Source organism: Streptomyces tropicalis, assembly GCF_029269835.1.
Lineage (GTDB): Bacteria > Actinomycetota > Actinomycetes > Streptomycetales > Streptomycetaceae > Streptomyces > Streptomyces tropicalis.
Genome location: NZ_JARJBB010000003.1, coordinates 275,814 through 289,132, shown reverse-complemented (window position 1 = coordinate 289,132; position 13,319 = coordinate 275,814). Strand labels below are relative to the sequence as shown.

General features: G+C 75.7%; 13 protein-coding genes. 5 read left to right on the top strand and 8 right to left on the bottom strand.

Annotated elements, in window-relative coordinates; genetic code table 11:
• Positions 1 to 17: 17 nt before the first annotated feature.
• The 6 genes from P3H78_RS07850 to P3H78_RS07825 all read right to left on the bottom strand — a co-directional run bounded on the left by P3H78_RS07850 (position 18) and on the right by P3H78_RS07825 (position 6,356).
• Positions 18 to 1,349 carry a cytochrome P450 family protein gene (locus P3H78_RS07850; protein WP_276108320.1) on the bottom strand — a complete coding sequence of 444 codons (1,332 nt, stop codon included), beginning with the start codon at positions 1,347 to 1,349 and terminating at the stop codon, positions 18 to 20.
• 95 nt (positions 1,350 to 1,444) lie between these two features.
• A complete protein-coding gene (locus P3H78_RS07845; protein ID WP_276108096.1) occupies positions 1,445 to 2,047 on the bottom strand; it encodes a GTP-binding protein in 603 nt (200 codons plus the stop codon).
• Positions 2,022 to 2,396: a DUF742 domain-containing protein gene (locus P3H78_RS07840; protein WP_276108095.1), complete on the bottom strand. Its 375-nt coding sequence runs from the start codon at positions 2,394 to 2,396 to the stop codon at positions 2,022 to 2,024. The genes P3H78_RS07845 and P3H78_RS07840 overlap by 26 nt, the downstream gene beginning before the upstream one ends.
• Positions 2,393 to 2,794 carry a roadblock/LC7 domain-containing protein gene (locus tag P3H78_RS07835; RefSeq protein WP_276108094.1) on the bottom strand — a complete coding sequence of 134 codons (402 nt, stop codon included), beginning with the start codon at positions 2,792 to 2,794 and terminating at the stop codon, positions 2,393 to 2,395. Before P3H78_RS07835 ends, P3H78_RS07840 begins: the two co-directional genes overlap by 4 nt.
• Complete coding sequence (locus P3H78_RS07830; RefSeq protein WP_276108093.1) at positions 2,791 to 3,993, bottom strand: ATP-binding protein; 1,203 nt, start codon at positions 3,991 to 3,993, stop codon at positions 2,791 to 2,793. The genes P3H78_RS07835 and P3H78_RS07830 overlap by 4 nt, the downstream gene beginning before the upstream one ends.
• A 548-nt stretch (positions 3,994 to 4,541) precedes the next feature.
• Positions 4,542 to 6,356 carry a DUF2264 domain-containing protein gene (locus tag P3H78_RS07825; protein ID WP_276108092.1) on the bottom strand — a complete coding sequence of 605 codons (1,815 nt, stop codon included), beginning with the start codon at positions 6,354 to 6,356 and terminating at the stop codon, positions 4,542 to 4,544.
• A 209-nt stretch (positions 6,357 to 6,565) separates the two neighbouring features.
• Here P3H78_RS07825 and mmuM point away from each other — a divergent pair, with 209 nt between their 5' ends.
• Positions 6,566 to 7,534, top strand: coding sequence for a homocysteine S-methyltransferase (gene mmuM / locus P3H78_RS07820; RefSeq protein WP_276108091.1), 969 nt, complete (start codon positions 6,566 to 6,568; stop codon positions 7,532 to 7,534).
• A gap of 58 nt (positions 7,535 to 7,592) precedes the next feature.
• Positions 7,593 to 7,970, top strand: coding sequence for an STAS domain-containing protein (locus P3H78_RS07815; RefSeq protein ID WP_276108090.1), 378 nt, complete (start codon positions 7,593 to 7,595; stop codon positions 7,968 to 7,970).
• A 462-nt stretch (positions 7,971 to 8,432) separates the two neighbouring features.
• On the opposite strand, the gene P3H78_RS07810 is transcribed toward P3H78_RS07815, so the two are convergent.
• Entirely contained in the window at positions 8,433 to 10,013 is a 1,581-nt protein-coding gene (locus P3H78_RS07810; protein ID WP_276108089.1) for a carboxylesterase/lipase family protein, read from the bottom strand.
• 288 nt (positions 10,014 to 10,301) lie between these two features.
• Between P3H78_RS07810 and P3H78_RS07805 the strand changes: the two genes are divergently transcribed.
• From P3H78_RS07805 to P3H78_RS07795, 3 genes are all read left to right on the top strand, one after another.
• A complete protein-coding gene (locus P3H78_RS07805) occupies positions 10,302 to 11,315 on the top strand; it encodes a hydroxyacid dehydrogenase (protein WP_276108088.1) in 1,014 nt (337 codons plus the stop codon).
• 163 nt (positions 11,316 to 11,478) lie between these two features.
• Positions 11,479 to 12,108: a VOC family protein gene (locus P3H78_RS07800; protein ID WP_276108087.1), complete on the top strand. Its 630-nt coding sequence runs from the start codon at positions 11,479 to 11,481 to the stop codon at positions 12,106 to 12,108.
• Between the two features lie 86 nt (positions 12,109 to 12,194).
• Positions 12,195 to 12,602, top strand: a complete 408-nt coding sequence (locus P3H78_RS07795) for a VOC family protein (RefSeq protein WP_276108086.1) — start codon at positions 12,195 to 12,197, stop codon at positions 12,600 to 12,602.
• Here P3H78_RS07795 and P3H78_RS07790 read toward each other — a convergent pair.
• Complete coding sequence (locus tag P3H78_RS07790; protein WP_276108085.1) at positions 12,582 to 13,301, bottom strand: helix-turn-helix domain-containing protein; 720 nt, start codon at positions 13,299 to 13,301, stop codon at positions 12,582 to 12,584. The two genes, P3H78_RS07795 and P3H78_RS07790, sit on opposite strands and share 21 nt — an antisense overlap.
• Between the last annotated feature and the right edge of the window lie 18 nt (positions 13,302 to 13,319).

The window sequence follows — 13,319 nt, the reverse complement described above, 5'->3', positions numbered from 1 at the left end:
GGAACGGGCCGGCCTCGTCAGACGCGGAAGATGTCCAGGAAGCTGCTCCAGAAGCCCTTCCGCCGGCCCTGCGGCCCGGAGGTGCCCCGCGCGGCCGCCGGGGACGGGTCCGCCGGCGGCAGCGGCCGGGACGCCGGGGACGCCGCGGACCGGTCGTTGCGGTGGTGCAGCGCCGCGGCGGCCATGCGGGTCGCCGGGGTGGGGCTGAAGGCCGCCGGCAGGGCGGCCAGCGCCCGGTGGAAGGGGCCGGGACGCCACTGGAGGTCCTTCTCCGGCACCGTGAGCACCAGGTCGGGCAGCGCGTTGAGCAGCCGCTCGATGGCGGTGAGCGCGATGGTGAGCGCCGGGTCCTTGGCCGGGCAGGCGTGCGGACCGGCGCCCCAGGCCAGGTGGGCGCCCTTGCTGTGGGTGCGGCGGGCGTCGGCGAGCGCGGGGTCGCTGTTGGCGGCGGCGAAGGAGATGACGACCGGGGTGTGGGCCGGGGCGACCACGCCGCCGAGGTCGACGTCCTGCACCGGGTAGTGGGTGGCGTAGTTGGCGATGGGGGTCTGGTTCCACAGCACGTGGTCGAGGGCGTCCTCGATGAGCATGCCGCCGTCCCGGCCGGACTCGCCCGGCGACAGCAGCAGGACCAGGGCGTTGGCGATGAGGTTGCGCTCGGGCTCCATGCCCGCGCCCATCAGCACCACGAGCTGGTCCTTCAGCTCCTCGTCGGTGAGGCCCGCCGGGTGCTGGATCAGCCAGGAGGTGACGTCGTCGCCGGGCTCGCGGCGCTTGAGGGCGATCAGCTCCATCAGGCAGGCGGTGAGCTCCTCGTTGGCCCGCGCCGCGTCCTTGCCGTCGAAGATCGCGGAGATGCTGCTGGTCAGGGCGTCGCCGATGTCCGCGGGACAGCCGAAGAGCTTGTTGAAGAGCAGCAGCGGCAGCAGCTTGGCGTAGTCGTTGAGGAGGTCGGCGCGGCCGCGCTCGCTGAACCGGTCGATGAGGTAGTCGGCGATCGGCTCCACGTCGCGCCGGATCCGGGCGACGTTGAGCCGGGCGAGGCTGTCGGTGACGGCCTTGCGCAGCCGCAGGTGCACGGCGCCGTCGGTGAACAGGCAACTGGGCCGGTAGGCCATCATCGGCACGACCGGGCTGTCCAGCGGGACCCGTCCCTCGTTGAGCGCCTTCCAGCGGCGGGCGTCGCGCGCGAAGAGGGTGGAGTTCTGCAGCACGCGCAGCGCCGTCTCGTGCCCGACGACGAGGGTGGCGTCCACGCCGGGGGCGAGTTCCACCGGTCCGGCCGGTCCGTGGGCGCGCAGCCGGTCGTACACCTGCTGCGGGTCGTCGGCGAACGCGCTGTCGTGCATGGGGCATCTGCCGGCCGCGGGGGCGGAGGCTGTCTGACGGTCCATGGGCATCCTTTTGCTGGCCCCGGGTCCGGTGGCCCGGGGCGGTTCGTGGGTCAGGCGGCGCGGTCGAGCAGGTGGCGGACCAGGGCGATCAGCGCCCGGCCGGAGGACTGCCGGTCGCGCGCGTCGCAGTGGACGACCGGGGTGTCGGGGAGGAGGTCGAGCGCCTCGCGCACCTCCGCCTCGTCGTACACGTTGCCGCCGGCGAAGGTGTTGACCGCGATGGCGTACTCGAGTCCGTAGCCCTCGACGAGGTCGATGACGGGGAAGGTCTCCTCCAGCCGGGCGGGGTCGACCAGCAGCAGCGCCCCCAGCGCGCCGCGGGCCATGTCCTCCCACAACTGCATGAACCGCTGCTGGCCCGGGGTGCCGAACAGGTAGAGGACGAGTTCGTCGCTCAGGGTCAGGCGGCCGAAGTCCAGGGCCACCGTGGTGGTGGTCTTGTCGGTGACGCCCCGCAGGTCGTCCACGTGGACGGACGCCTGCGTCATCTTCTCCTCGGTGCGCAGCGGCTTGATCTCCGACAGCGAGCCGATGAAGGTGGTCTTGCCGACCGCGAAGTGCCCCACGACGAGGATCTTCGCGGCGTTGGTCACCGCGCTGGAGACGTAGATGGAACCCGCGGCCGTCTCAGCCGATGAAGGAGTGGAGTCCATGGAGAACCTTCTCGAGGATCGCTCGGTCAACGTTCTGCGCCCGAGGTGGCTCGGCGCGGCGCAGCAGGTGCCCCTGCTCGAATAAGTCGGTGAGCAGCAGCCGGGCCACCCCCACCGGCAGTTCGAGGTGGCCGGCCACCTCGGCGACCGACAGGTAGCCGCCCGCGCACAGCTCCCAGATCGCCCTGACCTCGGGCCCGGCCCCCAGCGGAGCGGTCCGCCCGGGGGCCAGGGTGACGAGGGTGTGCAGGGCCAGGTCGTCGGCCGCCGGCAGGCTGCGCCCGCCGGTGATGACGTACGACCGGACGAAGTCGCTGGTGACGGACGCTTCCTCGCCGGGCGCCGTCATGCGCCCACGCCGTTGTCCGCGCGCGGCGCCACGCTCATCGCCTTGCTCAGGGCCGCGACGGTCTTCTGCATGCGGAAGGACACGGCCTCCATGTCGACGTCCGGCGCGGCGGACACGGCCAGGTAGGCGCCCTGGCCCGCGGCGATCAGGAAGATCCAGCCGCCGTCGTACTCCAGCAGCGTCTGCTTCCAGATCCCGTGCCCGGCACCGACGAAGCCGGCGACGGCGCGGCTCAGCGACTGCATGGAGCTCATCGCCGCCGCGTTCGTCTCCGCGTCGTCGCGCGTGATGTCGTCCGAGCGCTGCAGCAGCAGGCCGTCGCCCGAGACGAGGACCGCGTGGCGGGCCCCACGCACCTCGAGCACGTCGTTCAGCACCCACGACAGGTCGGTGTTCACTGGTGGTCAGGTCCTTCCGTGGTGTTCGTGATCCGCCCGAGCTGTGTTCCGCGCGCGAAGGCGCCGAGCCGCGAGGCCGTCACCTCGCCGTCCGGTTCGGCCTCCGGTCCGCCGTCGGCGGCTTCGGGGGCGGGCACCACCGCGATGGGGCTGCCCTGGCGGCGCCGCCGCTTGGGCAGTCCGCCCGGGGTCGTGCCCACCACGTGCGACGGACCCACCGGCACGGGTGCGAGGCGCTGGGGCGCCGGCTCCGGGTCGGTGGTGTCCTGGGCGTCGGCCACGGGCGCGGGACCTCCGGCGGCGAGGAGGGATTCGGGCACACGGATCACGGCACGCACACCGCCGTACGGGGAGACCGACCCGACGGAGACGGCGAAGCCGTAGCGGGAGGCGAGCATGCCGCACACGGCGAAACCGAAGTGGGGCGGGTCGCCCAGGCTGGTGATGTCCACGGTGCCGTCGCCGGACAGCAGCAGGTGCGCCCGGTCCTTGGTCTCCTGGTCCATGCCCAGTCCGGCGTCGTCGACGATGAAGCACACGCCGGTGGGCACGGTCTGGATGTTGACCTCGACCGGGGTTCCGGGGGCGCTGTAGTTCGTCGCGTTGTCCAGCAGCTCGGCCAGCACCACGGCGATCGGTTCGACCGCGCGGCCCGCGATGGAGACGTTGACCTGGGTGTGGACGCCGACGCGGTCGAAGTCCTTGATCCTGCCCTGCGCGCTGCGGGCGACGTCGAAGACGGTGGCGGCGCCCTGGCGCCGTCCCAGCCAGCCGCCGCACAGGACGGAGATCCCCTTGGCCCGGCGGCCGAACTGGCTGCCGGTGTGGTCGACCGACATCAGGTCGGCCAGGACCTCCGTGTCGTCGCCGTACTTCTTGAGCAGGGTGTCGAGCAGGACCTGCTGCTCCTCGGAGAGGGACTGCAGGGTTCCCATCGCGGACTTCAGCACCGCCTTGGTCGCCGACTCGGCGTCCGCCCGGACGTCCGCGAGGTCGTGCTGGTGCTGGGTGTTCAGGGCGGTGACCCGCACCTGCGCCTGGCCGAGTTCGCCGTGGGCACGGGTGAGTCCGGCCTCGAGGTCTGCCTTCGTTCTTCGGAGAGCCATGTTGGTTCTCCGGGCCCGCATCACTGCGGACACCGCAGCGACGAGCACCACCAGCAGGATCCACAGCAGCGGATCCCGGATCAATGACGTCATGAGACTCTCTTCAAGTCGCATCGCGCCGGAAGCGGGCAGCCCACTGGCCCGGGCGGCGGAGACCGGCCCCGCACGGCCGCGAACCTACTGGCGGACCAACATCACTCCTTAGCGATGGGGCCTTCGAGACTGTCCCCCGTACGCGTCCATGACACGTCATCAGCCTTTATCGAAAAGTGGAACGATCTTATCAGCCGCATATGCTCAACGCCCTTGCTGCTGGCCCGACTTGAGGACCATCACCAAAACCACACAAGGGCGTCCCCTGCGCGCCATGCAGAGCCGCCGCGAGCCCGCCCGCGACCGCCGGACAGCGCATGAGCCCCGGTCCGCACTGTGCGGACCGGGGCTCATGACCGAGCGCCGGGCAGGCCTTGCACCTGCATCTCCCCGCAGGAAGCGGGACGTCTTTCCTTGGACCACCGACGCATGAACCGGCACCTTGTGTTCCGGTGCGGCTCGCGTGGAACTCTACTGCATTCTCTGATCACTTGCGCCCCTTTGGTGACGGGAACTGGTTGAACGAAGACACCAACTGCCCGCATCCGTCAGGCCGATGCCAGGACGGAGACCGACCAGCACGCTCCCGCGGTGTGCGGCCCGCCCTGGGGGTGGAAACGGAGGACGAGCGAGGGGCCCGGGGCGGCCCAGCGGACGCGCACCACGGGCCCCGGCCCCTCCTCCGCCACGTCGACGGCCGCCAGGTCCGCGAGAGGCGCGGGATCCGGTTCCCCGGTGAGGCGGGCGAGGGCCACGAAGAGGGCGGGGTCCGCGCCGGCCGTCCCGGTGAGGGCGGCGGGGTCCGCCGGCCCGGTCGGGGCGCCGGACTCCGCCGGCGGGCCGGGCATCGGGGCGGCGGGTTCGGCCGACAGGCCGTGGATCGGGGCCAGTTCGCCGCACAGGCCCTCGGCGGGCGGCCAGCCGGTGATCCGTACCGGGGTCCCCGGTGCCGCGCCGGCCACGAGGTGGACGCGCACCTCCGCCGCCCCGTGCACCGCCACCGCGCTGGTGACCGCGATCCCGTCGGCGACCGTGTGCCGGGAGGCCGCCCAGCCCTCCCCGGCGCCCAGCGGCTCGATGCCGGTGCGGCCCGTCGCCTCGCCCACCCGGACGGTGTTGTCGGGCCCTGCGGACGAGGGGGACGAGGGCCGGGTGGCGGTGGAGTAGGCGAGGCGCGTGTAGTGGGGGTCGTAGCGGACGTCCTCGCTGCCGTGGTTGTGGAGGCGGACCAGGCCGTCCGCCCGGGTGGACTGCAGCAGCCAGTTGGGTGCGGCCAACGCCGTCACCGCGTCCGCGCGCTCGGCGGGGCCGGGTTCCTCGGGCGCCGTCCACACCGGATGGTCCGGGGGCAGCAGCAGCCCCAGGAAGCCCTTGCTCGCCCAGTACGGGGAGCCCGGCCCCGAGTAGTCCTGGAGGACGCTTCCGTCGGGGCCGTGCCAGCCGAGGGTGAGCAGGCCGCGCCCGTCGACGGCACCCCGGACCAGGAAGTGGCGCAGGGCGCCCGAGGCGAGCCTGCGGGTCTCCCCCGGCGCCAGCGGGGTGCGGTCCGCCAGGGCGCCCAGCCACAGAGGGGCCGCCACGGCGAAGCGGTACGTCAGGGAGCGGCCCTGGTGCATCGGCGCGCCGTCGCCGCCGAACATCCGTGCGCAGTCGGCGAGATGGGCCGCCAGCCGGCCTCCGTACCGGTCGAGGAGGACGGGGTCGCCGGCGAGCCGGGCGTGCAGGACCGGATAGAAGTGCAGCGCCCAGCCGTTGTAGTGGTCGAAGGCACGGCCGGGGCCGTCGGAGTACCAGCCGCCGCCGAGGTACCACTCCTCGACGCGCTCCAGGCCGCGGTCGACGGCCCGGCGGGACGCCTCCGGCCGGTGGCCCACCTCCTGGAGGAAGCCGCCCACCGTCACGGGGAACAACTCCCAGTTGCAGGGCCAAGGTTCGGCCGTCAGCGCGTCGGCCAGCCAGTCGGCGGCGCGCTGCCGCACCCGGTCGTCGACGCGGTCCCACAGCAGCGGCCTGGTCAGCCGCAGGGCGAGCGCGACCGACGCGGCCTCGACGAGGGGCTGGCTGCGGTCCTCGACACGGGGCCAGGCGCCCGCCGTCCCGGCCGCCAGTCCGTCCGCGTAGCGCTGCAGCACGGTCGCGTCCCCGCGGAAGGCGGCGAGCAGCAGGGTCCGGGCGTAGCCCTCCAGCCCGTCCGAGAGACGCCCGGACCGGCTCGGGCGGCCGCCGGGCAGGTGGTAGAGGGCGCGGTCCGGGGTGGCGTACGGCTCCACCGCGGCGAGCAGGGCGTCGGCCGCCGCCACCCAGTGGTCGCGGGTGAACCCGGTGCGGGGGCTGAGTGCGCGGTCCTCGGGGGGCAGGCGCATCGCGGTGCCGTCCTTCCTGCGTCGGGCGCCGGAGCCGGGGCGGCACCGGGCCGGGGTCACGGATCACGGTTCAGTGTCGGTCCGCACAGGGCGCCGGGTGCAGCTTCGGCACGGGTTCCGCGGGCCCCGTCGTCCCCCGGCGCACCCTGGCGCACCTCCGCGTACGAACGCCCCCGCCCGTCCGGCCCGCGATGGGTTAGCGTCGGGGCATGACCGGCGATGCCGCGCCCGTGCCCCCGCTCGCCGACGCCCTGGCCGCCGGGACCGTCGTGCTGGACGGCGGCCTGTCCAACCAGCTGGAGGCGGCCGGGCACGACCTGGGTGACGCGCTGTGGTCGGCCCGGCTGCTGGACGAGCGGCCCGAGGCGGTCACCGCGGCCCACCTCGCGTACTTCGAGGCGGGCGCGGACGTGGCGATCACCGCGAGCTACCAGGCGTCGTTCGAGGGGTTCGCGCGGCGCGGGATCGGGCGGGAGCGGGCCGCCGTCCTCATGGCGTCGAGCGTGCGGCTGGCCCGCGAGGCGGCGAGGCAGGCGCGCGCGAAGGGGGTGACCCGGCCGCTGTGGACGGCCGCGTCGGCCGGTCCGTACGGGGCCGTGCTCGCCGACGGGTCGGAGTACCGCGGGCGCTACGGGCTCGGCGCCGGCGACCTCGAACGCTTCCACCGGCCCCGGCTGGAAGTGCTCGCCGCCGCCCGCCCCGACGTGCTGGCCCTGGAGACCGTCCCGGACGCCGACGAGGCCGCGGCGCTCCTGCGGGCGGTGCGCGGGCTGGGGGTGCCGGCCTGGCTGTCGTACACGGTCGCGGGCGGCCGCACCCGCGCCGGGCAGCCCCTGGAGGATGCGTTCGCCCAGGCCGCCGAGGTGGACGAGGTGATCGCGGTCGGCGTGAACTGCTGCGACCCCGGGGACGTGGACGCCGCCGTGGAGACGGCCGCCCGGGTCACCGGGAAGCCGGTCGTGGTCTACCCGAACAGCGGCGAGACCTGGGACGCCGCGGCGCGCGCCTGGACCGGCAGCTCGCGCTTCACCCCCGAGCGGGTCGCGGGCTGGCGGGCCCGCGGGGCACGGCTGATCGGGGGATGCTGCCGGGTGGGACCGGAGGCGATCGCCGAGGTCGCGCGCGGTCTGTCGGCAGGGCCCGGGGACGGCACCGGGCCGGGCCGTCCCCGGCGCTGATCGGAACCGGAGGCTCCCCCTGGTTGTGCCGGGCTCTCCGAGCCCCGATCATTGCCGCATGACAAGTTTCCACGGACCCGCGGAGTCGGGGGTCTCCCGGGCCGGGCCGGACGGGCCGGTCTGGGTGATCGCCCTGTACGGCGACTTCGACATGGACGTCCTCGACGGGGTGGAGGACGCCACCGCCACGGCGCTGCGCTCCTTCGACGGTCCCGTCGTCTTCGACCTGAACCAGGTCGCCTTCTGCGACTCCGCACTGCTCAACCTGCTGCTGCACACCGCGCGGCGGCGCCCGACCGCTCTGGTGGGCGCGGGCACCTTCGTGCTGCGCCTGCTGGACGTCACCGGCGCCCACCGTGTGCTCCCGGTCCACCCGGACCTGCCCGCGGCCCGCACCGCGCTCACCGCGTCGGGCGACGGCTCCCGCCCCGCCTGAGCCCGACGCCGCGGCTCCCGTCGACTACGCACCGCCGAGCCCGCCGCGAGCTCGCCGCGCGCCACCGCGGCACGTCCCGCAGCACCCATCGCCGGCCCCACCGCGCACCACCGGGTGCGCCGGGGCTCACCGCGGATTCGCCACCTGCCGCAGGGCGCGCAGCGGACTCGCCGCGCCCCACCCCGGCAGGACCCGCTGCGAGGCCGCCCAGCGCATCGCGACGCCGCCACGTGCCGCCGGGGCCGCCGCAAGGCCGCGCGCCGCCCCGCCGGGCCCACCGCGAGGCGGCCGCGCTCCGCGGGAGGCACCGCGGGTTCGGAGGGGTCCGCCGCTGCGGGCCGAGCCCGACCGGCGGCACGGACCGCCGTCGGAGTGCCGGACCACTCGGGGGGGGCGGGGCGCCTCGAAAGGGTCGTGGGGAGTCCCTGCCGGACGTCCTTCGGAGTCCCTGCCGGACGTCCTTCAGGGGCGTCCCACCCCGCCGGAGCGGCGGAGCCGGCGGACGACCGAGCGCAGTTCGCCGGCCCGTGCCGGGGACCGGCCCGCCGGGGGCTGCGGGGTGCCGTCCGGGTCCGCGGGCGGGGGCGACGACCACAGGGCCAGTTCCGCGTCCCGCGGCCCGTGCGCGGTGTGCGGCGCGGCGTCGCCGAAGATCCGTACCGGGTGCGTCGCGTCCCACGCCTGCCAGCCGGGGTCGCCGTCCGCGGCGAAGCGCACCCAGGCCGTGTGCATCGCGTCGGCCAGCTCCTGCGGCGCGCCCTCGCCGGCCAGCAGCCGGGATTCGGGGAGGGCGCCGGTGTCGAAGACGAAGCCCAGCTCCAGGGCGTGGCAGGCGCCGAGCCCGGGCCGCCGCGACGGCCAGGCGAACTCGTAGACGTGCGCCGAGCCCGGGCGGGCGTCGGCCAGGCGGTGCAGCGGGCGGCGCAGCAGGTGGTCGGTGACCATCTGGCCGACGATCTCGGCCGGGCCGGCCCGCGGGTGCAGGGAGCGGTAGCCGCGCACGACCTCGTGGCCGCAGTGGCAGCGGGCCATGGCGCCGGCCAGCGCGACCGCGCCGAGCCGGTCGACGCGCTCCACCAGGCCGCCCGGCACCAGCCACAGCCGGTACTCGTCGCTGGTCCAGCCCAGGAGCAGGTCGACGTCCGGCGCCGCACCGCCCTCCACGAGGGCCGCCAGGGGGTCCCGGGGGACGAGGTCGCCGTCGGTGACGATGCCGAAGGCGGGGCCGCCGAGGACGGGGCTGCTGAGGCGGCCGGCCTCGGCCTGGGTGCGCAGCAGCAGGCCGCGGTCGACGGCGGCGAAGGCCTCGGCGGTGGCGGGGACCTTCAGCCGGGTCGCCATCCGGCGGACCATGCGGCGCACCTTGTCGCGGTCGGCGGCCTCCGGGGGGCCGCTCTGCAGGACGGCCCGCCGGACGAGCCCCTGGGCCTGCGGGGCCGCGATCAGGGCGCCGATGCTGATCGCCCCGGCCGACTGCCCGAAGAGGGTGATCCGGTCCGGGTCGCCGCCGAAGGCCGCGACGGACTCGTGCACCCAGGTGAGGGCGGCGAGCTGGTCCCGCAGACCGGGATTGGCGGGGGCGTCCGGGAACAGGCCGAATCCCTCCACGCCGAGCCGGTAGTTGACGGAGACCAGGACGACGCCGTCGCGGGCGAAGGCCCTCCCGTCGTAGACGGGCACGGCCGACGAGCCGCGGGTCAGCGCCCCGCCGTGCAGCCAGACCATGACGGGGAGCCGGGCGGCCGGTCCGGGCTGCGGGGTCCAGACGTTGAGGTTGAGGCAGTCGTCACCGGGCACCACGGGGTCGGACAGGTACAGGGCGAAGACGTCCGAGTACGGCGGCTTGGGCGCCGTCGGACCGAAGGAGCCGGCGTCGCGGACGCCGTCCCACGGCTCGGGCGGCTCCGGCGGCCGGAACCGCCGGGCGCCGACCGGGGGCGCCGCGTACGGGATGCCACGGAAGACCGCCACGCCCTGCTCGTACCTGCCGCGTATCGCCCCGTGCGGCGTCCTGACCACGGGGTACGCCGGGTCCGCCGTCATGCGCCCACCAGCCCTTCGCCGCGTTCGTGCACCGATACGATCACAGCACTCCATGGTCGCCCGGTATTCCGCCGGACGGCAGCGCGAGGGCGGCCGTCCGGTGGACGGCGGGCCCGCGGGCGGCGGGAGTTTCCGCGAGAGGCGCGGGGGCGGCAGGGGCCGCGGGGGTCCGTCCACCGCGGGCGATTGACCCTCTCCGGGGCCCGGCCTACCGTCGGCAGTGCCGGACAGCGCACGCCCCCACCGCCGTCCCCTCCCCCGTCCGCCGCTTCCGCGTCCTGGAGGGCCATGACCACCGCCCGGCCGCCGCGCGCCGTGTTCGCCCTGGACCCGGTGCACCTGCCGCTGCTGTTCCCGCCGGCCCTGACGGCCCGGCTGCGGGCCGCGGCCTCCTTCGACCCGCAGGCGGTCGTGCGGGACTTCGCCGACCCGGCGGCCGTGGAGGCGCTCGCGGGAACCGAGGTGCTGATCACCGGCTGGGGCTGCCCCCGTATCGACGCGGACGCTCTGGACGCGGCCCCGCGGCTGCGGGCCGTCCTGCACACCGCCGGTTCGGTCCGCGCGCTGGCCGGCGACGCCGTGTGGGAGCGCGGGATCGCCGTCTCCAGCGCCGCGGCGGCCAACGCGCTGCCCGTCGCCGAGTACACGCTCGCGGTCATCCTGCTCACCGGGAAGGACGCGTTCGCCGGACGCGACCGCTACCGCCTGGGCCACGCCCTCCCCCGTCCCGCCGAGACGGCCGCGCTCGGCAACGCGGGCCGCCGGGTCGGAGTGGTCGGCGCCTCCCGGGTGGGCCGCCGGCTGCTGGAGCTGCTGCGGCCGCACGACGTCGAGGTGCTGCTCCACGACCCGTACGTGGACACCGCCGAGGCCGCCGCGCTGAGCGCCACCGGGATGCCGCTGGAGGAGCTCCTGCTCCACAGCGACCTGGTGACCCTGCACGCGCCCCACGTCCCCGCGACGCACCACCTCCTCGACCGGGAGCGCCTCGCCCTGATCCGGGACGGGGGCGTGCTCGTCAACACCGGCCGCGGCGGCCTGGTCGACCAGGCCGCCCTCACCGACGAGCTGGTCTCGGGGCGGCTGTCCGCGGTCCTCGACGTCACCGACCCCGAACCTCTCCCCGCCGGTTCCCCGCTGTACACGCTGCCGAACGTCTTCCTGACCCCGCACCTCGCGGGCGCCCTCGGCAACGAGCTGGAGCGCCTGGGCCGGGCCACCGTGGAGGAGCTGGAACGCCTCGCCGCGGGCCGCCCCCTCGCCCACCGGGTCCGTCCCGAGGACCTGTCCCGGATCGCCTGAGGGGCAGCCGTCCGTCGGGGCCGCCGCAGCTCGGCGGGCGCGGCGCCGATCGCCCCGTGCGGACCGGTGCCCGACCGGGGGCGAGGACCGTAAACGGCCAACCAGGCTGTCCTGCACGGCCGTTGGCCCTCCTCGTCGCATCCGGCCGCGTAGCGTGGGCGAGGTGAACGTCCCTCCCGTGACGCTGGACCACCTGGTCCTCGCGACCCCCGATCTGGAGGCCACCGTCGCCGACTTCACCCGGCGCACCGGTGTGGCCCCGGCCGCGGGCGGCGCCCATGTGGGCCTCGGCACCCGCAACCACCTGGTCTCCCTGGGCGGTTCGCGGTACCTGGAGATCATCGGCCCGGACCCCGCGCAGCCGCCGCCGCGGGACGCCCGCCCGTTCGGCGTGGACGGGCTCGCGGCGGCGCGGACGGTCACCTGGGCGATCCGCCCGCCGGACCTGGACGCGGCGGTCGCGACCGCCCGGGCCCGGGGCTACGACCCCGGCGAGGTACGGGAGATGAGCCGCCGGCGCCCCGACGGGACGCTGCTGCGGTGGCGGCTCACCGACGGCGCCGGGCACCCGACCGGGCTGGTGCCCTTCCTCATCGACTGGGGCGATTCCGTCCATCCGACCGCCTCCGGCCTGCCCGTCACTTGGCTGCTGGAGCTGTCCGCGACCGCCCCCGACCCGGACGGCCTGCGCCCGCTGCTGTCCGCCGTCGGCGCCGGGCTGCGGCCGGCGCGCGGCCCGGCCGGGCTGTCCTTCACGGTGGACACGCCCCGCGGGCCCGTGACGTTCGGCTGACAGCACGCGCCGGGCGTCGCAGGGATCCCGGCCGGGTGTCCGATTCCTTCAAGACCCGGCCCCCGGCCGGTGCCTACGGTGACGGCATGACTCCACGATTCGCCGTGATCGGCCTGGTCGCCTCCGACCTGGCCGCCTCCCTCGCCTTCTACCGCCGGCTCGGCCTCGACTTCCCCGCCGGGTCCGAGACGCAGCCGCATGTCGAGGCCGCGCTGCCCGGCGGGACGACGCTCGCGCTGGACACCGAGGACACGGTCCGCTCCTTCCACCCGGGTCGGCGCCTCCCGGCCGGGGGCGGCGGCCGCGTCTCGCTCGCCTTCCGGTGCGACTCCCCCGCCGCCGTGGACGCCGTGTACGAGGACCTGGTCGGTGCCGGGCACCACGGCGAGCTCAAGCCGTGGGACGCGTTCTGGGGGATGCGGTACGCGGTCGTCCACGATCCGGACGGCAACGGCGTCGACCTGTTCGCCCCGCTACCCGGGGCCGGCGAGTAGCTCGCCGAGCGGCCTGCCCGCCAGCTCCCGGACGTCCCGGGCCAGATGGGCCTGGTCGGCGAAGCCTGCCCGGGCCGCGGTGTCGGCCCCCGGCAGCCCGCTGCGGGCCAGGGCGAGCGCGCGCTGCAACCGCAGGATCCGGGCCAGTGTCTTCGGCCCGTAGCCGAAGGCGTCCAGCGAGCGCCGGTGCAACCTGCGCACCCCGAGACCGAGTTCGCCGGCGGTCCCGGCGACCGAGTGCCCCGCGTCGAGGGCGGCGACCAGGCGGCGCAGCATCGGGTCGGGCGGCGGGGCGTCGGCCGCGTACCGCAGGGCCACCTCCTCGAGCGCGGCCGCCGGGTCCGGGGCGGCGTCGATCCGGTCGCGCAGTCGCCGTACGGTCGCGGCCGGCCACAGGTCGGCGAGGTCGACGCGCCGGTCGCGCAGTTCGTGCGCGGGGACCCCGAGGAGGGCGGGCGCGGTGCCGGGGAAGAAGCGGACGCCGGCCCAGTGTGCGGGCGGGCCGCCGGGGTCGTGGGCGCGGGTGTCCGGGCCGGCCACCAGCAGCCGCCCCCGGGCCCACAGCAGGTCCATGCAGCCGTCGGGCAGCACCGGTGCGGCCCCGGCCGCCGCGGGCGCGTTGGTCCACACCACGGCACCGGCAAGCCGGGAGGGCCGCTCGGCGTACCCGGACGCCCGCACGGGGAGGTCTGCTGCCACGTACGTCAGGCTACGGCG